The sequence below is a fragment of the Enterobacter cloacae complex sp. SHL021 genome (genome assembly GCF_049237765.1).
Classification (GTDB): domain Bacteria; phylum Pseudomonadota; class Gammaproteobacteria; order Enterobacterales; family Enterobacteriaceae; genus Enterobacter; species Enterobacter cloacae.
The window spans coordinates 1-22031 of the sequence record NZ_JBMKJG010000021.1; the positions used below are offsets into that span (position 1 = coordinate 1).

General features: G+C 55.5%; 18 protein-coding genes and 1 pseudogene. 5 read left to right on the top strand and 14 right to left on the bottom strand.

All coding sequences use genetic code 11. The features are described from left to right. Positions 1-90 precede the first annotated feature (90 nt). The 6 genes and pseudogenes from ACOTZF_RS19200 to ACOTZF_RS19225 form a co-directional block, all read right to left on the bottom strand. A pseudogene (locus ACOTZF_RS19200) lies at positions 91-786 on the bottom strand (ATP-binding cassette domain-containing protein); the annotation flags it as partial. Positions 787-866: 80 nt separating this feature from the next. Next, the gene (gene mglB / locus ACOTZF_RS19205; RefSeq protein ID WP_014832691.1) at positions 867-1865 is read right to left on the bottom strand and encodes a galactose/glucose ABC transporter substrate-binding protein MglB; all 999 of its coding nucleotides are present in this window, start codon (positions 1863-1865) and stop codon (positions 867-869) included. A 296-nt stretch (positions 1866-2161) separates the two neighbouring features. Then, positions 2162-3184, bottom strand: a complete 1023-nt coding sequence (gene galS / locus ACOTZF_RS19210) for an HTH-type transcriptional regulator GalS (protein ID WP_038984035.1) — start codon at positions 3182-3184, stop codon at positions 2162-2164. Positions 3185-3339: 155 nt separating this feature from the next. Beyond that, a complete protein-coding gene (yeiB, locus tag ACOTZF_RS19215) occupies positions 3340-4497 on the bottom strand; it encodes a DUF418 domain-containing protein YeiB (RefSeq protein ID WP_013097956.1) in 1158 nt (385 codons plus the stop codon). Positions 4498-4515: 18 nt separating this feature from the next. Beyond that, on the bottom strand, positions 4516-5184 hold the full coding sequence (folE, locus tag ACOTZF_RS19220) for a GTP cyclohydrolase I FolE (protein ID WP_114518892.1): 669 nt from the start codon (positions 5182-5184) through the stop codon (positions 4516-4518). A gap of 102 nt (positions 5185-5286) precedes the next feature. Next, positions 5287-6435, bottom strand: a complete 1149-nt coding sequence (locus tag ACOTZF_RS19225; RefSeq protein WP_029883076.1) for a YbfB/YjiJ family MFS transporter — start codon at positions 6433-6435, stop codon at positions 5287-5289. A 138-nt stretch (positions 6436-6573) separates the two neighbouring features. On the opposite strand from ACOTZF_RS19225, the gene fghA reads away from it, so the two are divergent. Next, entirely contained in the window at positions 6574-7410 is an 837-nt protein-coding gene (gene fghA / locus ACOTZF_RS19230) for an S-formylglutathione hydrolase (protein WP_047352227.1), read from the top strand. Positions 7411-7462: 52 nt separating this feature from the next. Here fghA and cirA read toward each other — a convergent pair whose 3' ends face one another. The 3 genes from cirA to yieE all read right to left on the bottom strand — a co-directional run bounded on the left by cirA (position 7463) and on the right by yieE (position 12154). Further along, positions 7463-9433, bottom strand: coding sequence for a catecholate siderophore receptor CirA (gene cirA, locus ACOTZF_RS19235; RefSeq protein ID WP_129317569.1), 1971 nt, complete (start codon positions 9431-9433; stop codon positions 7463-7465). 226 nt (positions 9434-9659) lie between these two features. After that, a complete protein-coding gene (locus tag ACOTZF_RS19240) occupies positions 9660-11129 on the bottom strand; it encodes an amino acid permease (RefSeq protein WP_013097961.1) in 1470 nt (489 codons plus the stop codon). Positions 11130-11287: 158 nt separating this feature from the next. After that, the gene (gene yieE / locus ACOTZF_RS19245) at positions 11288-12154 is read right to left on the bottom strand and encodes a DNA-binding transcriptional regulator YeiE (RefSeq protein WP_029883079.1); all 867 of its coding nucleotides are present in this window, start codon (positions 12152-12154) and stop codon (positions 11288-11290) included. 97 nt (positions 12155-12251) lie between these two features. On the opposite strand from yieE, the gene ACOTZF_RS19250 reads away from it, so the two are divergent. Together ACOTZF_RS19250 and nfo are read left to right on the top strand one after the other, a co-directional pair. After that, positions 12252-13298, top strand: a complete 1047-nt coding sequence (locus ACOTZF_RS19250) for a YeiH family protein (RefSeq protein ID WP_013097963.1) — start codon at positions 12252-12254, stop codon at positions 13296-13298. Positions 13299-13362: 64 nt separating this feature from the next. Further along, a complete protein-coding gene (gene nfo / locus ACOTZF_RS19255) occupies positions 13363-14220 on the top strand; it encodes a deoxyribonuclease IV (RefSeq protein ID WP_013097964.1) in 858 nt (285 codons plus the stop codon). Positions 14221-14294: 74 nt separating this feature from the next. On the opposite strand, the gene fruA is transcribed toward nfo, so the two are convergent. The 3 genes from fruA to fruB are packed head-to-tail and all read right to left on the bottom strand — an operon-like array spanning position 14295 to position 18065. Further along, a complete protein-coding gene (gene fruA / locus ACOTZF_RS19260) occupies positions 14295-15980 on the bottom strand; it encodes a PTS fructose transporter subunit IIBC (protein ID WP_023619758.1) in 1686 nt (561 codons plus the stop codon). Between the two features lie 16 nt (positions 15981-15996). After that, positions 15997-16935, bottom strand: a complete 939-nt coding sequence (gene fruK, locus ACOTZF_RS19265) for a 1-phosphofructokinase (RefSeq protein ID WP_014170919.1) — start codon at positions 16933-16935, stop codon at positions 15997-15999. Then, positions 16935-18065, bottom strand: coding sequence for a fused PTS fructose transporter subunit IIA/HPr protein (fruB, locus tag ACOTZF_RS19270; RefSeq protein WP_129252173.1), 1131 nt, complete (start codon positions 18063-18065; stop codon positions 16935-16937). The genes fruK and fruB overlap by 1 nt, the downstream gene beginning before the upstream one ends. 357 nt (positions 18066-18422) lie before the next feature. Here fruB and setB point away from each other — a divergent pair, with 357 nt between their 5' ends. After that, complete coding sequence (gene setB, locus ACOTZF_RS19275; RefSeq protein WP_013097970.1) at positions 18423-19604, top strand: sugar efflux transporter SetB; 1182 nt, start codon at positions 18423-18425, stop codon at positions 19602-19604. Here the strand turns inward: setB and ACOTZF_RS19280 are convergent. Continuing rightward, a complete protein-coding gene (locus tag ACOTZF_RS19280; protein WP_023619756.1) occupies positions 19601-19855 on the bottom strand; it encodes a YkgJ family cysteine cluster protein in 255 nt (84 codons plus the stop codon). The two genes, setB and ACOTZF_RS19280, sit on opposite strands and share 4 nt — an antisense overlap. Positions 19856-20017: 162 nt before the next feature. Between ACOTZF_RS19280 and yeiP the strand changes: the two genes are divergently transcribed. Then, the gene (gene yeiP, locus ACOTZF_RS19285) at positions 20018-20590 is read left to right on the top strand and encodes an elongation factor P-like protein YeiP (protein ID WP_008500940.1); all 573 of its coding nucleotides are present in this window, start codon (positions 20018-20020) and stop codon (positions 20588-20590) included. 115 nt (positions 20591-20705) lie between these two features. Here yeiP and uxuA read toward each other — a convergent pair whose 3' ends face one another. Beyond that, positions 20706-21896 carry a mannonate dehydratase gene (gene uxuA, locus ACOTZF_RS19290; RefSeq protein WP_129252167.1) on the bottom strand — a complete coding sequence of 397 codons (1191 nt, stop codon included), beginning with the start codon at positions 21894-21896 and terminating at the stop codon, positions 20706-20708. Between the last annotated feature and the right edge of the window lie 135 nt (positions 21897-22031).

Sequence of the window (22031 nt, forward strand, 5' to 3'; positions counted from 1 at the left end):
TGATTTTTCGCGAAACCATTTGATCATATGACAAGATGTGTATCCACCTTAACTTAATGATTTTTACCAAAATCATTAGGGGATTCATCAGGGCTGAGTGGCAATCCACTGGCCGTCTCGCAGGATGGTTATCTCATCACACAGCTGGAAGATCTCTTCCATTTTATGGGAGATATAAACAATGCCGCAGCCGCGATCTTTTAGCTTACGAATAATGGTAAAAAGGTGGTTAACCTCTTTTTCTGTTAATGACGATGTCGGTTCATCCATGATGACAATTTTGGCATCATAGGAGAACGCTTTAGCAATTTCGATCATCTGCATTTGCGAGACGGATAATGTTCCCACGCGGGCGCGCGGATCGATATCAATATCCAGCTCATCGAAAATGGCTTTAGTGTCACGGTACATTTTGTCCTGATCGACAAAAACACCTTTGGTTGGATAACGTCCCAACCACATATTATCCATTACCGAGCGTTGCAGTACCAGGTTCAATTCCTGGTGAACCATAGAGATACCGTTTTCCAGTGCTTCTTTCGCTGAATGGAAATCGATCTCTTTCCCCTGAAAAAGAATGCTGCCAGAATCTTTTTGATAGATCCCAAAAAGACATTTTAATAATGTTGATTTACCGGCACCGTTTTCACCCATTAAGGCATGAATTGAATGAGGCCGAACTTTTAAATTAACATTATCGAGTGCCTTAACACCGGGAAACGACTTGTTGATGCCGTTCATTTCCAACAAGAATTCACCGGACGACGGAGTAGTTGTGCTGACCATAATTATACCTTGTTGGCCTCGCATATCGCGTTATAAAAGGGCGCAACATGTTGCGCCCTGTGGAGACATAACTAACTATCTTATTTACCGATAAACTCAGCCAGGTTGGACTGGTCTACGCCCACGTAAGGTACGCGAACGATTTTATTGTCGATTTTCCAGTTGGTGCCATCAGCCGCACCTTTACCGTCGGCCAGGTTTTTCGCCAGATCGAAGGTGGCTTTCGCCTGGTTGTTGGCATCGTTCAATACGGTACCGGCCATCGCACCTGATTTCACCAGTGCCAGCGCTTCTGGCAGCGCATCCACGCCGAATACAGGGATAGAGGATTTGTTGTGTGCTTTCAGGGCTTCTACCGCCCCCATTGCCATCGCGTCGTTGTTAGCGATGACCACTTCAATTTTGTTCGCGTTAGGACCAGACAGCCACGCGTCCATTTTATCTTTCGCCTGAGCGGTATCCCACATCGCGGTATCTAAAGCCAGCTGCTGGGTTTTCAGACCCTTGTCGTTCAGCTCTTTGACAACGTAAGTGGTACGCGCTTCAGCATCCGGGTGGCCTGGCTCGCCTTTCAGCAGCACAAACTGGATCTGGCCGTCTTTGTTCAGATCCCAGTTCGGGTTGGCCGCCCAGTGTTTCGCGATCAGATCGCCCTGAATAATACCGGACTCTTTGGAGTCAGTACCGACGTAATACGCTTTGTCATAGCTGTCCAGCGCTTTACGGGAAGGTTCTTTGTTGAAGAAGACGATTGGCACGTTCTGGCCGCGCGCTTTCTCGATAACTGTGCCTGCAGCAGCCGGGTCAACCAGGTTGATTGCCAGTGCCTTCACACCTTTTGCCAGCAGGACGTCAATCTGGTCGTTCTGTTTGGACTGGTCGTTCTGGGAGTCATTCATCAGCAGCTGAACATCTGGCGCTGCTTTAGCATCTTTCTCGATCGCTTTACGCACAACAGACATGAAGTTGTCGTCGTATTTATAGATAGTCACACCAATACGGGTATCCGCAGCGTGCGCTGCTGCACCAAAAAGCATGCTTGCCATTACAGCAGACAGAGTCAACACCTTCTTATTCATGGTATCTCCGGTTTTTTTTTATGCAGGGTAGTTCTTGTGAATAACGATCGGCGGGCAGGTGTTAATAAAACGTTACTGACAGCCGAAGTTCACTTATAAAATTTCTATCTTCCGTGTTCGGTAACGCTCCAGAAATGCGTTTTATTCGTTGTTTGCGGCACGTTGGCTATAGTGAAAGTGAATAATCACTGTTACATAGCGTTTCAGCCCCTAAAACGCTGACATCATAGTCAGCGCCTTGTTAAGATACTGTGAATTTACTCACAGATTGAAAACGGTTACATCAGCTGGCTTTATCAGTTAGTGATCGGAACCACAATTTGCCGGGCAGAGACCGAATGGCGGCGCACTAATGTCGGCATGAAACAGTGTGTTGCTCCCGTATCAAGCAGCCCTGCCGCGCCCTGTAACGCCAGCTCAGTCGCCAGTTTGGCCATCGAGACAATGGGATAGCGTACCGTTGTCAGCTGCGGGTCGGTGTAACGGGCAATGGGAATATCGTCAAAACCGATCAACGACAAATGCTGTGGCACCGCAATGCCGTTATCTTTTAATGCCGTCAGTGCTCCGGCAGCCATACTGTCGTTGTAGGCAAACACCGCGGAGAGCTGCAGGTTACGGCCCAGCAGCTCGACCATCGCCGCCTCCCCTCCCTGCATGTCCGGGGTACCGGTGCCTACCCAGCTTTCAGCAGGCACAATGCCGTTCTCTTTCAGGGCGTTTTGCCAGCCTTCGCGACGCAGTTCGTCGTCCTCAATCGCGTGGCTGGAGGCCAGATAACCGATTCGCTGGTGCCCGTTATTAATCAGCATGCGCGTGGCCATCATGGCGCCGCTCACGTTATCCAGCCCCACGCAACGGTGGGCATAGCCGGGCACAATCCGGTTGATGAGCACCATGCCGGGGATTTGCTCCATAAATCCGGCAAGCTCCTCATCACTCAGGGCTTTTGAATGCACAATCAGCGCGTTACAACGCTGGCGGATCAGCACTTCGATGGCATAGCGCTCTTTTTCTGCTTCATGATAGCTGTTGCCGATCAGCACATACTTTTGGTGCTGCTGGGCAACAACGTCCACCGCTTTCACCAGCGCGCCAAAAAACGCATCCGACACGTCCATCACCACCACGCCAATGGTGTCACTGACCTGCGTAGCCAGCGCCTGCGCGTTAGCATTGGGGCGGTAACCCAGTTGGGTCACGGCTTTCATTACGGTTTCACGGGTTTCAGGGCTGACCAGCGCGCTGTTGTTCAGCACGCGAGAGACGGTGGCCACAGAAACGCCCGCCTGACGGGCGACGTCACGAATGGTGATCATATTCACCATCCTTAAAAGGATTGCAGCAACTCACAGACACCCCCTGTGTTTAGCAAGGTGGCTATTTTGGCAGCGAGAGAAAGGGGACTACGTGAAGAAGCTCACACAGATGAAAACGGTTACATCCATTTTGTTAATGATTGTGATCCAGATCGTTATCTGGATGTATTATTCAATGAAACACCTGACGCTTTTGCGGTTAACTGACGCCACCCCCACTCCAGCGGCCCCTGGCGGAAATACCGCAGCCAGATAACCGAAAACGCCAGGTTTATCGTCCAGACCGGAAGAACAAACGCCACCAGCGTAAGACGGTCGAATTTCATAAACAGGCCGAATCGATAGAACAGCGTGGTGCAGATGAGGGTCTGCAGAATGTAATTGCTTAACGCCATGCGGCCAACGCAGGCCACGGCACTGACAATCCAGAGGCGGGAGAGCTGCGGCCAGAAGCCATAGATGAGCGCGGCGTAGCCGATGGTCTGGAACGGGGCACCGAGCTCGCGCGGAACCTGCAGCAGGAAAGCGCACCAGCGGTAATCCCAGTGTAGATGCCACTGCGCAATCACCGCCGGAAGATTGATCGCCACGCCCAGCAGCACCAGCAAGACGCCTGTGCGACGATAGTGGCGCAGGCTAAATTCCCCTTTCAGCCAGCCGGTGCGCATCAGGGATGCGCCCATCAGCATCATCCCCGCCAGCTGCCAGCCATATTGCGCCCCCAGTGCCAGCAGGTTATCGCCCAGCATATCCGCGCGATTGCTTATCGCTTCCGCGCCGCCTTTTAGCTTCCAGAACTGCTCATACTGCAGGTTGGCGGCGTCCGGTATCCACGAGCGGCTTGTTGCGTCGCCGGCGATCATGCCCAGCAACAGCAGCACGCCAAGCCCCATGACATAAAGCATCACGCCGGTGTTAAACAGGCTTTTGACGCTATGCGCATCACGGATGAGTCGCCAGCAAATCAGCCCGACTAATCCATAGGCGAGAAGAATATCACCGTCCCAGAAGAACAGGCCGTGAATAAAGCCAAGGAGCACCAGCAGGGTCAGACGTGACTGGATCCACCGGGTGCCGCGTTTGAGCAGCAGTTGCAGACCGGCGCCAAACAGCAGCGCAAAGAGGGTGAGGAATTTCACCTGAGCAAAGAGATCGAGGATTGCCCACGTCCAGGCATCGCGACGGGTGATCTCGCCATACCAGGCGGGGTTGAGATAAGCGGCCTTCGGCAGGCCGAAGGCGCTGATATTAAGCAGCAGGATACCGAGAATGGCGACGCCGCGAACAAAATCGAGCGTGACGTTTCGCTCCATGGTCCCTGCCCTGTCAGATTAGTTGTGGTGACGCACGGCGCGCAGGAACTCCTGGCGGGTGTTCTGGCTGGATTTAAACAGACCGCCCAGCGACGTGGTGGTGGTCGCACTGGTGGCATCACGTACACCGCGCGCCTTCACGCAGTAGTGAACCGCGTCAATGGAGACCGCGACGTTATTGGTGCCCAGCAGCGTTTGCAGCGCAGTCAGGATCTGCTGCGTCAGACGCTCCTGCACCTGTGGGCGTTGGGCAAAGAACTGCACGATACGGTTGATTTTGGACAGACCTATCACCGTATCTTTTGGAATGTAAGCCACGGTCGCTTTACCGTCGATGGTCACGAAGTGGTGCTCGCAGGTGCTGGTCAGCGTAATATCGCGCACCGTCACCATCTCATCCACCTTCATTTTGTTTTCAATGACGGTGATTTTCGGGAAGTTGGCGTAGTCCAGGCCGGAGAAAATTTCGTCGACATACATTTTTGCGATGCGATGCGGCGTTTCCATCAGACTGTCGTCGCTCAGATCGAGATTCAGTAGTTGCATGATCTCGGTCATGTGCCCGGCAATCAGACGCTTACGGGTTTCATTATCCACTTCCTGAACGGGTGGACGCAGTGGCGTTTCAAGACCGCGCGCAACCAGGGCTTCGTGGACAAGGGCCGCTTCTTTACTGAGTGTTGACATTCTTTTCTCCTGCAGGTGTGGCGTCTTTTGCCCTCGTTGTGGCAAAAGTGTGCGCTCATTGTGCGTGAGGCCGCGCACATAATCCAGTATTCACGACGATAATTATTGCAATTGCTGCTGCCTTTCGGCCTGACGGTTCCACACCAGCGCGCCCGCAATGAACAGCGCAACGCCCGCCAGCCCCAGCGCAGGCTCAAGCTTGTGGGTAAGCCAGGTGGATAACGCCGAGGTCATCGGCCCCACCAGCTGTCCAATGGCATAACCGGTAGTCAGCAGCCCCGCCATATAGCGGGTATGTTCGGGTGCCAGCTCGCGCCCGTAGAGTAAAGAGAGCTGAACGGCACACAGGAATCCGCCGCCGACCAGCAGGCCGCCCGTCAGCAAGCCGCCAATTCCCGGCAGTAGCCACGCCGCCAGCACACCCGCCCCCTGTAACCACAGCACGATAGCCAGCCTGCGGTTCGAGGTAGAGGTGTGGCGCAAAACGATGCTGAGCACGATGCCCACAACAGCGGCAGCGCCAAATATCGGCCAGACAAACTGTGCAAACAGGCTGCCGGGAAAACGCACGGCCGCCATTTGCGATAAGAATGTTGCAGGCAGGATGTAGCCAAATCCGGCCAGGCTGTAGCTCCAGACCAGGCACTTCAAATCTTTCGTCAGAATAAGGGGTTCAGGCGCGCTGCCCGGCCGGTGCAGTTGCCCGGCACGCGGTAAATAGCGGGCAACCAGTGCGATAAGCACCAGCGCCAGCACGCCGTAAATCTGCCATGCGGCCCCGGCCGACAACGCTTTTGCGTGAATATAGACCGCAAGCAGTCCGCTCAGGGCGATACCTGCGCCCGGCCCGGCAAACACGGCCGCGCTCAAACCCGGTTTACCCAGTTGCCCCAGCCGCTCGTTGGTCCAGGCGGCAATCAGCACCATCGACCAGCCGCTCATGCATCCAATCACAAAGCGCAGCAGACCATGTACCAGCGCGTTATCCGCGGCGGCGGAAAGCAGCGTCAACGCCACAGCGCCAGTAATACCCAGCCAGAGGCGGGTTTCAACGAAGCGATGGGCGCGCATCGCATCCCATGCGCCCACCAGATAGCCCAGATAGTTCATCGCCGCCACCAGACCTGCGCTGGTGAGCGTGAGTTGCCCGGCGGCAATCATCAGCGGCACCTGAGGGGTAAACGCGAAGCGCCCAATTCCCATCGCTACCACCAGAACCACAAATCCACTGAGCGCAATTCGCAGCGCCATGACCGCTCCAGTTGTTAATAAAAAGTAAATTTATGATGCAGGATCTCGCTGTCTTGCGAAAGTGAAAGTTGCTCACAGGTAAATGAAAACTCTGTATTATGGGTTGAATGAATAGCAATTCGTATTAAGGAGCCCTGCATGGAACTGCTCGAAGAGCATCGTTGTTTTGAAGGTCGACAGCAGCGCTGGCGCCACGACTCCACTGTCCTGAACTGTGCCATGACGTTCAGCATTTTCCTGCCGCCCACTGAAGAGGGTGTTAAGCCCCCGGTTCTGTTCTGGCTCTCGGGATTAACCTGTAACGATGAGAATTTCACCACCAAAGCGGGTGCGCAGCGTGTGGCGGCCGAGCTGGGTATCGCCCTGGTGATGCCAGACACCAGCCCGCGTGGCGATGAGGTGGCGGACGATGCCGGATATGATCTGGGCAAAGGGGCCGGGTTCTATCTGAACGCCACAGAGCAGCCGTGGGCGAGCCATTACCGCATGTACGACTACATTGCCGACGAGCTGCCAGCCCTGATCCAGCGTGAGTTTGCAGTAAGCAACCGGTGTGCCATCAGCGGGCATTCCATGGGTGGGCACGGCGCGTTGATCATGGCGCTAAAAAATCCTGGCAGATACACCAGCGTTTCCGCGTTTGCGCCAATAGTGAACCCCACCCAGGTACCGTGGGGGCAGAAAGCCTTTACGAACTATCTGGGCGATGACGCACAACGCTGGCAGGAGTGGGACAGCTGTGCCCTGATGCTGGCGAGCCAGCCTGGAAATGCGATCCCGACGCTTGTCGATCAAGGTGATGCGGATCAGTTCCTGGCCGGACAGCTACAGCCCGCCGTGCTGGCTGAAGCCGCACGTCAGAAAGACTGGCCGCTGACGCTGCGTATTCAGCCCGGATATGACCACAGCTACTATTTCATTGCATCCTTTATTGAGGATCACCTCCGCTTCCATGCGGAGCATTTGTTCGGGTAAGTGCGGTCTTTTTTGCCCGGTAAGCGAAGCGCCACCGGGCATGAAAACCACATCAGAACTTATAATCCACACCCACAAAGTAGCGGCGGCCATCTTCCGTGTAGCTGTAATCGTCGCGGCTCAGATCTTTATCCAGCAGGTTCTGCACGCCCGCGCGCAGCTTCACGCTTTTCGTTGCCTGCCATGCCGCGCCGGTATTCCAGATGACATAGCCGCCCGGCGTTGCGTCTGCGCTGGTTAACGCACGTTTCTCGCCGGTGTAGTGGCCCTGGACGTAGAACGACCAGTCCTGCGTCGCCTTCCAGTCCACGGTACCGTTGGCGGTATGGAACGGCAGTTCGGACAGCGGTTTGTTGCCGCCGTTGCTGATATCACGCCCGTCGTTGTAGGTATAGTTCAGCGTCAACTTCCAGTCCTCAGCCACCGGGATCTTCAGCTCGGATTCCACGCCACGAATACGCGCCTTGTTGACGTTGTAATAGCGGAAGATCGGTTCACCGTCAGCATTCAGCCCCACGTAGTTCGGGTAGCTCTTAGCCTGGTCAACGTTCGCCGTACGGCTGATGCTGATACGGTCATCAACATTGTTCTGGAAGGTGGTAATGCTGGCCTGCACGCCCTCTAACCATCCCTCTTCCCCGCTGTAGTACAGCCCGAGTTCAAAGCTTTCGCTGGTTTCCGGTTTCAGGTTCGGGTTACCGACAATCTCGCAGGCACCGCGACACGATCCGGTGATCCAGTCCGGACTCAGTTGCAGCAGGGATGGCGCTTTAAACGCGGTTGCCCAGCCCCCTTTCACCGTGACGGTATCGGTCGCGTTATAGACCAGATACGCTCGCGGACTCCAGTGATCGCCGTAGGTGTCGTGGTCGTCCATACGGATGCCGGTAGTCAGCGCCAGCGGTTCAAATATCCGCCATTCATCTTCAAGGAAGAGAGCATACTGGCTGGTAGAAGTCGCGCTGCCGGAGCCGCCGGTCAGGTTTACCGGATCTTTCAGTTTGTCGTGACGCCATTCGCCGCCGAAGGTCAGCAGCTGATTGATTTCACCCAGCGGCAGCACGTATTTACCATCAACGGCGTTGCTCTCGGAAGTGATGGTATGGCTGTTACCCGGGTTTTTGTTGTCCACCTTCTCGCCGTAAACTTTCAGTTCGCTGTTGCCTGTCCCCCAGCGGCCGTTGTGGCTCACGGAGTAGTTCTGGCGCTCAAGGCGATTTTTATCGAGGGAATCGGAATCACGATCCTGGCGGTCGAAACCATAGCCTGCGGTAAAGTCATGATCTTCCGTCGGCGTCCAGGCGAATTCCACATTGGCATCGCGGCTGGTGAAGCCCTCAATGCGCGGCGTTTCACCGCTCGTTGTGGTAGACGATTCTTGCTGTTTGTCTTTTTCACGCTTAGACACGCTGCCGTAGGCCTTCAGCCCCAGCACGCCGTCCACCAGCGGGCCGCTGGTGTAGAACTGGCCGTTGTTGGTGTCCCCGCGATCGCGGTGTTCCTGAATGGTGGAGTCGGCGCTCAGGGTGCCCGTCCACTTCTGACCGATTTTCTTGGTGATGATGTTCACCACGCCGCCCAGCGCATCTGAACCGTAGAGCGAGGACATTGGCCCGCGCACTACTTCGATCCGCTCGATCGCATCGACCGGAACCCAGTTCAGATCGAAATCGTTATGGCGGAAGACGGCGTTGCGGGAGTTAACACGCTTACCGTCGATCAGGATCAGCGTATAGCTGCTGTCCAGACCGCGAATACTTACCCCTTTACGGTTGTCCCCTTCATTAGTGAGCTGCACGCCCGGTACGTCCTGCAACACATCTTTCAGGTTCTGAACGGGTTTACGCTGCAGGTCTTCCTGGGTGATGACGCTGATGCTCGCCGGTGCGTCCTTCAGGTTTTGCTCAGTCGCTGACGCCGTGACAACCAGTGTGTCGCTGGATTCCGCAGCGATGACAGGCAGTGCCAGGGACATTGCGGACGCACAGAGTCCTCCCCTGACGAAGGGATTCAACCTAAACATTCCATATCTCCATGAGGTAAATACAACTAAATCAAAAGATTATTGCCCACAATGCCTTTTGCTCCGCCCGCATCTCCGGCGGGTCGGTGGTCTGCTTATTTTGACGTAACGATAAAGCAAACGATTATTATTATCAATTAAATTGTTAAAAATTATATCCGTTCTGCATAATGTGGAGATAAAAAAGCCCGCTCAAATGAGCGGGCTAAAAGAGAGGAAGTGCGGTTTATTTGTTAAATCGTTCAGGGAATTCCATTTCACTGTAGCGAACGAAGTGCGTTCCTTTCATCAGCTTGTAGCCAAACCAGATCACCAGGAACAGCGGAATACCAATGTAGGTGGCCGTTACGGCGCCCCAGTCAATGGTGTCCGCCAGGAACGCTTCATAGTTCTGGCCCAGGGTGATAATCAGACACAGAATGAAGGCGAAAATCGGCCCCAGCGGGAAGAACCCGGAACGGTACGGCAGGTTGTTCAGATCGTGTCCCTGCATAACATAGCCGCGACGGAAGCGGTAGTGGCTGATGGCAATCCCCAGCCAGGCAATAAAGCCCGTCATACCAGAGGTGTTGAGCAGCCACAGGTAGACCGTCTGGTTACCGAACATGGAGGTCAGGAAGCACAGACCAGCAATGACCGTTGTGGCATACAGCGCGTTACGCGGCACACCACCACGAGACAGTTTTGCGAAAATACGCGGCGCTTTACCGTCACAGGCCAGGGTATAGAGCATACGGGTTGAGGCGTACATACCGGAGTTACCCGCAGAGAGCACCGCGGTCAGGATAACGGCGTTCATTACCGCCGCCGCAGAGAGCAGACCGGCATGCTGGAAGACCAGCGTGAACGGGCTGACGCTGATGTCTTTGACATCGTTGCGCAGCAGGCTTGGGTCAGTGTACGGGATAATCAGGCTGATAATCAGGATCGCGAACACATAGAACAGCAGAATACGCCAGAATACCTGACGCACCGCGCGCGGAATGTTCTTCTCCGGGTTTTCAGACTCACCGGCAGCAATACCAATCAGCTCGGTGCCCTGGAAGGAGAAGCCAACAATCATCGCCACGCCAATCATCGCCGAGAAACCACCGGCAAACGGCGCATCGCCAATCGTCCAGTTGCTCCACCCGGCCGGTTCCGCCCCTTTGAAAATACCAACGATCATCGCCACACCGACGACGATAAAGATGATGACGGTTGCCACTTTGATCAAAGAGAACCAGTATTCCGCTTCGCCAAAGCCGCGAACGGAGATGTAGTTCAGCAGGAAGATGACCGCAAGGAACAGCGCACTCCAGATCCAGCCTGGCGTGTCCGGGAACCACCAGGTCATAACCAGCTGTGCGGCGACAAGGTCAACGGCGATGGTGACCGCCCAGTTGTACCAGTAGTTCCAGCCCAGCGCGAAACCAAAGCCTTCTTCAACGTATTTCTGACCGTAGGTCGAAAACGAACCGGATACCGGCATGTACGCGGCCAGTTCGCCCAGGCTGGTCATCAGGAAGTAGACCATCAGGCCAATCAGGATATAAGAGAAAAGTGCCCCACCCGGGCCGGCTGCCGAAATGGTTGCCCCGGAGGCAACGAAAAGACCTGTACCGATTGAGCCGCCGATGGCGATCATCGTCAGGTGACGCGCCTTGAGTTCGCGGCGTAGCGCGGGCGCTTCTGTGGTTTTAGTTTCTGAAACCATGTGAAAATGCTGTCCATCTAATAAATGAGGCGCGATTGTAGCAGACGATCCGCGTTCCTTCCGGCAGAAATACTGAGTTATAAGAGAGCTTCATGACTCGGCCAGGATTATAAGTAAAGCATAATTTTTCCCTCTCCCCATTGGGGTGAGGGGCGCTTTTACATGGCGCAATAGCGCAGAAAACGCTGCAGCGAGCTGGAAAGATGTTTCTGACGATGGTGAATACACCACAACGTGCGCACCAGTTTGGGCAGCGGAAGCGGAACTTCAACCAGCGTTCCGGCCTCAAGCTGTTCAATAATGACCCGTCGTGAAAGGCAGCTGATCCCAAGGCCATGTCGCACCGCATGCTTGATCGCCTCTGAGTTGCCAAGCTCCATCCCCAGCTGGAAATGCGGCAAATGGGAGAGCAGCAGATAATCAACAATTTCCCGCGTGCCGGAGCCCTGCTCACGCAGGATCCACTGCGCCTGCGCCAGACGTTCCAGGGTTACTTCACCCTGCAATAACGACGAGGCGGGTGAGGCGAAGACCACCAGCTCATCTTCCAGCCAGGGTTCCGCAATGATATCGACGTTATGGCACGGCCCTTCGATAAGACCGATATCCACGCGAAAATCGATTACCGCGTTAATCACATCCTGACTGTTCCCCACGCTCATCTCCAGCGGCAGGGTCGGGAAATCCCGGCGATAGCGGGCGATCACTTCCGGCAAGATATAGTTCCCGATGGTGCTGCTGGCATACACGCGGATGGCACCGTTCTCTTCCCGGAAGAGTTGTTCAATTTCCGTTGCCTGTTCCAGCAGCGCCAGCGCACGGGGATAAAGCAGGCGGCCATGTTCGTTGACCACCAGCCGCTTCCCTACCCTGTCGAAGAGCTGCACGCCCAACTGGCCCTCAAGATCGGTTAACGCGGCGCTGACCGCAGACTGGGAAAGCGAAAGCATCTGCGAGGCCTGGGTCGTCGACCCGCTTTTCAGTACTTCGGCAAAAACTTCCAGCTGACGCAAAGTAATGTGCATGGTTACTTACCACTTATATAGATTGATTATAAGTATATAATCAATTTTATTTTTAAACCAGCGCGCCGTAACCTTTAGCCAGACAAAGGAGAAGGTTATGTCAGAAATCACCTTACAGCATCATCGTACATTGTGGCACTTCGTGCCGGGTCTTGCGCTCAGCGCGGTCGTCACCGGTGTGGCATTATGGGGCGGCAGCATTCCCGCCGTCGCCGGTGCCGGTTTTAGCGCCTTAACGCTGGCGATCCTGCTCGGCATGGTCGTGGGTAACACCGTTTACCCGCACATCTGGAAGTCCTGTGATGGCGGCGTTATTTTTGCCAAGCAGCATTTGCTGCGCCTCGGGATCATTCTTTACGGCTTTCGCCTCACCTTTTCACAGATTGCGGATGTCGGCATTAGCGGTATCGCCATTGACGTCCTGACCCTGACCAGCACCTTTTTACTGGCCTGCTTTATCGGGCAGAAAATCTTTGGCCTGGATAAACAGACCAGCTGGCTGATCGGTGCCGGGAGCAGTATTTGCGGTGCGGCGGCGGTACTGGCAACCGAACCTGTGGTCAAGGCGGAATCCAGCAAAGTTACGGTGGCGGTCGCGACCGTGGTGATCTTCGGTACGCTGGCTATTTTCCTCTACCCGGCCATGTATCCGCTGGTTGCCCACTGGTTTAGCCCGGAAACCTATGGCATCTACATTGGCTCAACCATGCATGAAGTGGCGCAGGTCGTGGCGGCGGGTCATGCCATTAACCCGGAAGCAGAAAACGCCGCGGTGATTGCTAAAATGCTGCGCGTCATGATGCTGGCACCCTTCCTGATTATCCTGGCCGCCCGCGTGAAACAGCTTGCGCCCGCGGGTGGTAATCAGAAGAGTAAAATCACCATACCGTGGTTTGCGATCCTGTTTATCGTGGTGGCGATTTTCAACTCCTTCCACCTGCTGCCAAAAGCGGTGGTCGATATGCTGGTGACGCTGGATACCGTGCTGCTGGCGATGGCGATGGCGGCGCTGGGGGTGACCACGCACGTCAGCGCGCTGAAAAAAGCCGGTGCGAAACCGCTGCTGATGGCGCTGGTGCTCTTCATCTGGCTGATTGTAGGTGGCGGTGCGATTAACCTCGTGGTTCACAGCCTGATGGCATAAACCACTACATCCTTCTCCTGTTAACCCGTTATGATACGCATTTCGGGTTAACAGGAGTCCCTTTATGAAATACGTTGGAGCGCACGTCAGCGCTGCCGGTGGCCTTGCGAATGCCGCCATTCGCGCCGCCGAAATTGAGGCGACCGCTTTCGCCCTGTTCACCAAAAACCAGCGCCAGTGGCGCGCCGCGCCGCTTACCGCTGACGTCATAGATGATTTCAAAGCCGCCTGTGAGAAGTACCATTACGGGCCGGGTCAAATCCTTCCCCACGACAGCTATCTGATCAACCTCGGTCATCCGGTTCAGGAAGCGCTGGAGAAGTCCCGCGAAGCGTTTCTGGATGAAGTCCAGCGCTGCGAGCAGCTTGGGCTGACGCTGCTGAACTTCCATCCGGGTAGCCATCTGATGCAAATAGACGAAGAGGCCTGCCTGGCACGCATTGCGGAGTCCATTAACATCACGCTGGATAAAACCCAGGGGGTGACCGCGGTGATCGAGAATACCGCCGGTCAGGGCAGCAACCTCGGCTTTAAGTTTGAACATCTGGCCGCCATCATTGACGGCGTGGAAGATAAATCCCGCGTGGGCGTATGTATCGATACCTGTCACGCGTTTGCAGCCGGTTACGATCTGCGTACAACCGAGGCCACGAAAAACACCTTCGATGAGTTCGAACGCGTGGTGGGCTTTAAGTATCTGCGCGGAATGCACTTAAACGATGCCAAAAGCGCCTTTGGCAGCCGCGTAGACCGTCACCACAGCCTGGGTGAAGGTAATATTGGCCATGATGCGTTCCGCTTTATCATGCAGGACGCCCGTTTCGATGGTATCCCCATGGTGCTGGAAACCATCAATCCGGATATCTGGGCGGAAGAGATCGCCTGGCTGAAGGCACAGCAGACCGCTGAACAGGCGGCATAAAAAAAGCCGGATCGCGTTAAGCGTCCGGCTTTTTTATAGGTCGGGTAAGGCGAAACCGCCACCCGACACCACTTTTAGGCTGCTTTTGCCACCGCTTCCGCTTCAGGGCGTTTCAGCACCGCGTAAGAGAGCCCCGCCACCAGCGTACCAGCAACAATCGCCAGCAGGTAACCCAGTACCGGGGTGATAGCGCCTGGGATCAGCAGAACGAACAGACCACCGTGCGGTGCCATCAGCTTCGCGCCAATCGCCATTGAGATAGCCCCGGTCACCGCGCCGCCAACGATACAGCAAGGCAGAACACGCATTGGGTCACGGGCAGCGAACGGAATCGCCCCTTCGGTGATAAAGCACAGGCCCAGTACCAGCGCTGCTTTGCCGCCTTCCTGCTGCGCTTTGTCGAATTTACGACGCGCAATAATCGTTGCCAGGCCGAGCGCCAGCGGTGGCACCATACCGGCCGCCATAATGGCCGCCATTGGCGCGTAGGTCTGGGTACTCAGCAGGCCCACACCGAATGCATAGGCCGCTTTGTTTACCGGACCACCCATGTCGGTACACATCATGCCACCGAGGATAGCACCCAACAGCACCGCGTTTGCCGTGCCCATGGTTTGCAGCCAGTGGGTCAGACCCGCCAGGATACCCGCCACCGGCTTACCAATCAGGTAAATCATCGCCAGACCGACCACCAGGCTTGAAATCAGCGGAATGATCAGAATCGGTTTCAGGGCTTCCATACTTTGCGGCAGCTTCAGCTTTGAGCTGATAAGCTTCGCGACGTAACCCGCCAGGAAACCAGCAATGATACCGCCAATAAAGCCGGAACCGGTGCTCACGGCCAGCATACCGCCGATAAGACCCGGCGTCAGGCCCGGACGGTCAGCGATGGAGAAGGCGATAAAGCCTGCCAGCACCGGCACCATCAGCGCGAACGCGGAGCCGCCACCAATCTGCATTAACGCCGCAGCCAGCGTCCCTTCTTCTTTAAATGCGGTGATACCAAACGCGAATGACAGTGCGATACACAGACCGCCCGCCACCACCATCGGCAGCATATAAGACACACCGGTCAGCAGGTGACGATAGGCGCCCGCGGATTCTTTTTTCCCTTCGGTAGCCGGTTTAGCCGCACCGGTTGCCTGATAAGGCTGGGCTTCCACCAGCGCTTTATCAAACTCCTGCGCGGTCTTTTTCAGCGCCAGGCCGGTAGAGGTGCGGTACATCGGTTTACCTGCGAATTTCGCCAGATCCACTTCGATATCCGCCGCAACGATCACCAGATCGGCTTCCGCCACTTCTTCCGGGGTGATGGCATTGCCCGCCCCCACCGAGCCACGGGTTTCAACTTTTACCCACCAGCCGCGTTTTTTCGCTTCGGTTTCAATCGCTTCAGCCGCCATAAAGGTATGCGCGACGCCCGTCGGACAAGCTGTCACCGCCACAATGCGTTTCGGGCCCGTGGCAGCAACCGGTGCTGCCGCAGCCGGTGCGCTGTAGACAGACGCGTGGCCTTTCGCTTCGCTCAGGAACAGTTCCGGATGTGCCACCGCGCGATTAATATCGCCCAGCCACACTTTTTTGCCGTTCAGCGCGCTGTCAGCCGGGACCTTATCACCCAGCACAATCGCCAGTTCAGCGTCGCCCGGGTTATCGGTCATTTCCAGATGTGCTTTGTTCGCCGCCGCTCCCAGCAGGGTCTTCGCCATATAGGCGCGAGCCTGTCCGAGACCGGAGTCAATAATCAGCAGCGTTTTCATTATTCCTCTCCTGCTGTTAGTTAAAAGGTTTTAAGTCAACGCGCGCCATCATCGCGGCTAACTGGGTACGATCGGTAATGCCGACATTGCTCTGACTCACGGCCAGGGCTGCAACGGCGGTGGCAAGACGTAAAGTATGTTCACTGGATTCGCGCATCAGCAGGCCATAGATCAGACCGCCAACCATCGAATCCCCGGCGCCAACGGTGCTGACAACGTCAACCGACGGCGGTTTGGCGATCCATTCGCCAGACGCGTTAACCCACAACGCCCCTTCTGCACCAAGCGAAATCACCACGTGAGCGATACCCTGCTCGCGCAGCGCATGGGCAGCGTCAATCACATCTTTTAATTCTGGCAGCTTCCGGCCAGCCCAGATCTCCAGTTCACGGCGATTAGGCTTCACCAGCCACGGGGACGCTTTCAGGCCGGCGACCAGCGCATCACGGCTGCTGTCAAAGATGATGCACGGGCACTGGCTGCGCAGGCGCGTCATCCAGTCGGTGAAGGCTTCCGGGCTTACGCCAGATGGCAGACTGCCGCTGACGCACACCATGTCGAACTGGCCCAGCCAGGTCAGAGAATCGTTAACAAAACGCTCCCAGTCAGACGGCGTCACTTCAAAGCCAGAGAAATTCAGATCGGTCACTTCCCCGTCTTTCTCCGTCAGTTTGACGTTGATACGGGTACGGCCCTGAACGACCTGGAAACGGTTAGCAATGCCCAGCTCGCTGAACAGCTGCTGGAAACCATCCTGGTTATCTTTACCGAGGAATCCCCCCACGGTGACATCGATACCGAGATCCTTGAGCACTTTCGCGACGTTAATCCCTTTGCCCGCAGCATGCAGGCCAGTGGTACGCACGAGGTTTACTTCGCCGCGCTCAATCTCCGGGCAAAACCCCACCAGGTCATAAGCCGGGTTCAGCGTAATAGTCGCAACACGTCTGCTCATTATGCGCCCTCCCCCAGACCCGCCGCGATGGCATCGCCAATCGCTTTCAGCGCCTGTTCAGCATCCGCACCCTGCGCGGTGAAACGCAGACGGTGACCCTTCTTCACGCCCAGCGCGACAACTTTCATCAGACTACGACCATTGGCCGCTTTGCCCGTGCCATCCAGGTTAGCCACGGTGATCTCACTTTCAAATTGTTTAATGGTATTCACCAGCATGGTGCCCGGACGGGCATGCAGGCCGTGCTCGTTACGCACAACGAACTCTGCGCTCAGCACGTCATCCGTCAGCGCATCATCACTGGTCAGCAGAGCCAGCACGGTGGCGGCATCCGCGTTCAGCAGTTTTTCAGCTTTGTTGTTCAGCAGCAGATCGCCCAGACGCTTCAGCACGGCAACCGGCTGGCCATCGGTCATGGCGACGGTCACCAGCAGTGCAGCGCTTTCACCGTCTACGTCAAAGGCGTTTGCGGCACGGCTCACCGCGATAGCGCTCCGCAGGTTGCCTTCAGCACTGTCGTTCAGCCAGATACCCTGGCCCAGATTGAGAGGCTTATCGTTAATGACGCGGGTGACAAAGGTAGCGTCTGCTGCCCCGGCTTCTTTCAGGCGTCCGGCATTCAGGGCCTGCAGCGTCACCAGATCGGTCGCGGCAACGTCCAGCGTCAGCGTGTCGTTATCCAGTTTCAGCGCTTCGCTCTGTTTTTCGCCCATCAGCAGAGCGCGCAGCTCTTCAGCGGTGGTGGCAGATTTCAACTGCTCGGCCACGGCGTCATCGCTCAGCACATGCGTCAGCTGACGCAGCAAACCTAAGTGCTCGTCGCTGCTGGCCGCGATACCGATGGCCACGTAAGCCACCTGCCCCTCGCCCCACACAACGCCCTGCGGGAACTGATAAACCTTAACGCCGGTTTTCAGCACCTGATCGCGGGTGTCTGTGGTGCCGTGCGGAATGGCGATGCCATTGCCGAGGAAGGTCGAGGTCTGCTGCTCACGCGCCAGCATGCCATTGACGTAGCCTTCAGCCACATTGCCGGCCTGCACAAGGGCAGCGGCAACCTGACGAATGGCCTCTTCTTTGTTCCCGGCCTGAGCGCCCGGGTGGATATCCTGTACAGATAACTGGAACATGGTTCTCCTCTCCTGCTGAAAGTGAATCGTTTCAGCTTCACTGAGAAAAAATGCGCTAGCCTGCTCCGTTTGTTAAAACAAGATAGCGCTGAAACGTTTCAAAAAGTCTTGCGCTTTCTGCAAGACGTTGCAAGGAAAGTTACATTTCTGATTGCAGAATTTAGAGATGCAGCACATTTCTTCCTCGTTCAGCTGAATTTTGCTGACGGTCAGCAAATCAGTTTCAGCTAAGGTCAGCTGCACGCGAATATGAAATGCCATTTTGATTATTCGTGGCGAAATTGACCTCACCCTCTGTTTATTTTCTGACTCGCGACGTACACTCCGCGTCTCCTGGAAACTCACCGACTGTGAAACATGCATAACACGCCCGCCGCCGTCTCACCGAAGCCCTTTGATTTCACCTCAACGGCATTTTTAATTGTTGCCTTCCTGACCGGCATCGCCGGTGCGCTGCAGACCCCTACGCTGAGCCTGTTCCTGACCAATGAAGTCCATGCGCGTCCGGCGATGGTGGGCTTCTTCTTTACCGGAAGCGCCATTATCGGCATCCTGGTGAGCCAGTTTCTGGCGGGGCGTTCAGATAAAAAAGGCGATCGTAAAAGCCTGATCGTCTTTTGCTGTCTGCTGGGGGTGTTCGCCTGCGTCCTGTTTGCCTGGAACCGCAACTATTTTGTTCTGCTGTTTATCGGGGTGTTTCTGAGCAGTTTCGGTTCAACGGCGAATCCGCAGATGTTCGCCCTTGCCCGTGAGCATGCCGACCATACCGGGCGAGAAGCGGTGATGTTCAGCTCTATTCTGCGTGCGCAAGTATCGCTGGCGTGGGTTATTGGCCCGCCGCTGGCTTACGCGCTGGCGATGGGGTTTGGCTTTACGGTGATGTACCTGAGTGCGGCAGTGGCCTTTGTGGTGTGTGGCGCCATGGTGTGGTTCTTTCTGCCGTCGATGCGTAAAGAGCCAAAAGTGGCAACAGGCGTGCTGGAAGCACCGCGTCGTAACCGTCGTGACGCCCTGCTCCTCTTTATTATCTGTACGCTGATGTGGGGCACAAACAGCCTGTATATCATTAATATGCCGCTGTTTATTATTGATGAATTGCATCTGCCCGAGAAGCTTGCTGGCATCATGATGGGGACCGCGGCCGGGCTTGAAATTCCCACCATGCTGATTGCTGGCTATTACGCGAAGCGTTTCGGGAAACGTTTTCTGATGCGTATCGCCGCCGTCGCCGGGCTACTGTTCTATGTCGGAATGCTGACGGTACATACGCCGGGACTGCTGCTCGCTTTACAGCTGCTGAACGCCATCTATATCGGCATACTCGCCGGAATTGGCATGCTCTATTTCCAGGATCTGATGCCGGGCCAGGCTGGCTCCGCCACCACCCTTTATACTAATACCACCCGCGTGGGCTGGATTATCGCAGGCTCAATGGCCGGCGTGGTGGCTGAAATCTGGAACTATCATACGGTGTTCTGGATTGCGCTGGTGATGTGCACCCTGACGATAGCGTGCCTGACAAGAATTAAAGACGTTTAAGGTGCGGTGAGCGCTTCCAGGTTAAGCAGGTACGTCATCGCCTGCGTGCGCGTGTTGCCGCACATCTCTGCGGAGGGCTGCAGCCCGGAGCAGACCTTCGGGCGCAGAGGCGAGCCAAAGATCATGCACAGGTTGGTTTCAGAGAGCTGAACGCAGCGGGTATTCGCAGGCTTGCCCTCCGGCATTCCTGGAATGGGGCTGGAAATGGACGGTGCGGTACAGCACGCGCCGCAATCGGGACGACAATCCATAAATGCTCTCTATCGGTGAAAGACCCGCGCAATCGGGTATCGGGCGCACAGTAACACCTTTTGTGTATTGATAGCAAAAGCCACGAATTCCGCTTGCCTGAAAGGCCGCGCACGAGTAATTTGGCGCGATATTTTTTACCTCCCGTAGACAGGATTACTGCAATGCCAAGAGCGAACGAAATTAAGAAAGGTATGGTACTGAATTACAACGGCAAACTGCTGATTGTGAAAGATATCGATATTCAGGCCCCGAGCGCCCGTGGTGCAGCAACGCTGTACAAAATGCGTTTCGCCGATGTACGTACCGGCCTTAAAGTGGAAGAACGTTTTAAAGGTGATGATATCGTTGATACCGTCACTCTGACCCGTCGCTATGTTGATTTTTCCTATATCGACGGCAACGAGTATGTATTCATGGATAAAGAAGATTACACCCCGTACATCTTCACCAAAGATCAGATTGAAGAAGAGCTGCTGTTCATTCCTGAAGGCGGTATGCCGGATATGCAGGTTCTTACCTGGGACGGCGTGCTGCTGGCACTGGAACTGCCGCAGACGGTTGATCTGGAAATCGTTGAAACGGCACCGGGCATCAAAGGCGCGTCCGCCAGTGCGCGTAACAAACCCGCGACGCTGACCACCGGTCTGGTGGTGCAGGTACCTGAATACCTGTCCGCGGGTGAGAAAATCCGCATCCATATCGAAGAAAAACGCTATATGGGTCGTGCTGACTGAGTGCGGCTTTTGTCGGGTGGCGGCTTCGCCTTACCCGATCTACAAAAACACAAAAACCGGCTCTCAGGCCGGTTTTTTGTAGGCCGGTAAGCGTAGCGCCATCGGGCAACAGCACTTACAGAAGCTCAGGATACTTCGTCATCTTCAGCGCCAGCTCTACGCCGCGCACTTCTGCCATCCCTTTCAGGCGGCCAATCGCCGAATAGCCCGGGTTCGTTTTCTTACGCAGATCGTCCAGCATCTGGTGTCCGTGATCCGGGCGGAACGGAATAGGACGTAAATCGCCAGCCTGTTTACGACGTGCCTCTTCCGCCAGAATGGCATCCACCACCGCCACCATATTCACATCACCGCTCAGGTGCGCCGCTTCGTGGAAGGTTTTCGGGTTCTCTTCACGGCAGGTCGCACGCAGATGCGTGAAGTGAATACGATCGCCAAAGGTTTCAATCATCCGCACAAGGTCATTATCCGCACGCACGCCGTACGAGCCCGTGCACATGGTAAAGCCGTTATAGATGCTATCGACCGTCTCTTTCAGCCACTGCATATCTTCAATGGTTGAGACGATACGCGGCAGGCCGAGGATGGGACGCGGAGGATCGTCCGGATGTACGGCCAGACGCACGCCCGCCACTTCCGCGACCGGCACAATCGCGCGCAGGAAGTACGCCATGTTTTCGCGCAGCTGATTTTTATCAATGCCGCCGTACTCTGCCAGACGGGCGCGGAACTGATCCAGCGTGTAGCCCTCTTCTGCACCCGGCAGGCCCGCGATGATATTGCGGGTCAGCTTCTCTATGTCTGCTTCACTTGCTGCGTTAAACCATTCGCGGGCCTGCTGCTGCTCGTCGGCCGTGTAATCGGCTTCCGCGCCAGGGCGTTTCAGAATGTGTAACTCAAATGCCGCGAAGGCGATCTGATCAAAACGCAACGCTCGTGAACCGTCTGGCAGCTGATACTCGAGATCAGTACGCGTCCAGTCAAGAACAGGCATGAAGTTATAGCAAACGGTATCGATGCCGCAGGCCGCCAGGTTGCGGATGCTCTGCTGATAGTTAGCAATCCAGGTCTGATACTCCCCAGAATGGGTTTTGATATCTTCGTGAACGGGAATACTTTCCACGACAGACCAGGTTAAGCCTTTTTCTGCCAGCAGCGCCTGACGCTGTTGAATCTCCTCTACCGGCCACACCTGGCCATTCGGAATATGATGCAGCGCCGTGACGACACCCGTTGCGCCAGCCTGACGCACATCATCTAGAGAAACTGGATCGTTCGGCCCGTACCAACGCCAGGTTTGTTCCATTGCCCACCCTCCAAAGTTGTTATACCAATATATGTTACTGCGATGACGACTACCATACATGTTTAATGAAGGGGGTCAATACAGCGCCACAGATTGATTGATCGAACTCACAGAACGGCGATATTTACGGCTTAC

Bases quoted from the DNA above. Each gene is read 5' to 3' on its own strand.
- nfo (WP_013097964.1), top strand. From the start codon at position 13,363: ATGAAATACGTTGGAGCGCACGTCAGCGCTGCCGGTGGCCTTGCGAAT.
- mglB (WP_014832691.1), bottom strand. From the start codon at position 1,865: ATGAATAAGAAGGTGTTGACTCTGTCTGCTGTAATGGCAAGCATGCTT.
- yieE (WP_029883079.1), bottom strand. From the start codon at position 12,154: ATGCACATTACTTTGCGTCAGCTGGAAGTTTTTGCCGAAGTACTGAAA.
- ACOTZF_RS19250 (WP_013097963.1), top strand. From the start codon at position 12,252: ATGTCAGAAATCACCTTACAGCATCATCGTACATTGTGGCACTTCGTG.
- folE (WP_114518892.1), bottom strand. From the start codon at position 5,184: ATGTCAACACTCAGTAAAGAAGCGGCCCTTGTCCACGAAGCCCTGGTT.
- fruK (WP_014170919.1), bottom strand. From the start codon at position 16,935: ATGAGCAGACGTGTTGCGACTATTACGCTGAACCCGGCTTATGACCTG.
- yeiP (WP_008500940.1), top strand. From the start codon at position 20,018: ATGCCAAGAGCGAACGAAATTAAGAAAGGTATGGTACTGAATTACAAC.
- ACOTZF_RS19240 (WP_013097961.1), bottom strand. From the start codon at position 11,129: ATGGTTTCAGAAACTAAAACCACAGAAGCGCCCGCGCTACGCCGCGAA.
- cirA (WP_129317569.1), bottom strand. From the start codon at position 9,433: ATGTTTAGGTTGAATCCCTTCGTCAGGGGAGGACTCTGTGCGTCCGCA.
- setB (WP_013097970.1), top strand. From the start codon at position 18,423: ATGCATAACACGCCCGCCGCCGTCTCACCGAAGCCCTTTGATTTCACC.
- yeiB (WP_013097956.1), bottom strand. From the start codon at position 4,497: ATGGAGCGAAACGTCACGCTCGATTTTGTTCGCGGCGTCGCCATTCTC.
- fghA (WP_047352227.1), top strand. From the start codon at position 6,574: ATGGAACTGCTCGAAGAGCATCGTTGTTTTGAAGGTCGACAGCAGCGC.
- galS (WP_038984035.1), bottom strand. From the start codon at position 3,184: ATGATCACCATTCGTGACGTCGCCCGTCAGGCGGGCGTTTCTGTGGCC.
- ACOTZF_RS19280 (WP_023619756.1), bottom strand. From the start codon at position 19,855: ATGGATTGTCGTCCCGATTGCGGCGCGTGCTGTACCGCACCGTCCATT.
- ACOTZF_RS19225 (WP_029883076.1), bottom strand. From the start codon at position 6,435: ATGGCGCTGCGAATTGCGCTCAGTGGATTTGTGGTTCTGGTGGTAGCG.
- uxuA (WP_129252167.1), bottom strand. From the start codon at position 21,896: ATGGAACAAACCTGGCGTTGGTACGGGCCGAACGATCCAGTTTCTCTA.
- fruB (WP_129252173.1), bottom strand. From the start codon at position 18,065: ATGTTCCAGTTATCTGTACAGGATATCCACCCGGGCGCTCAGGCCGGG.
- fruA (WP_023619758.1), bottom strand. From the start codon at position 15,980: ATGAAAACGCTGCTGATTATTGACTCCGGTCTCGGACAGGCTCGCGCC.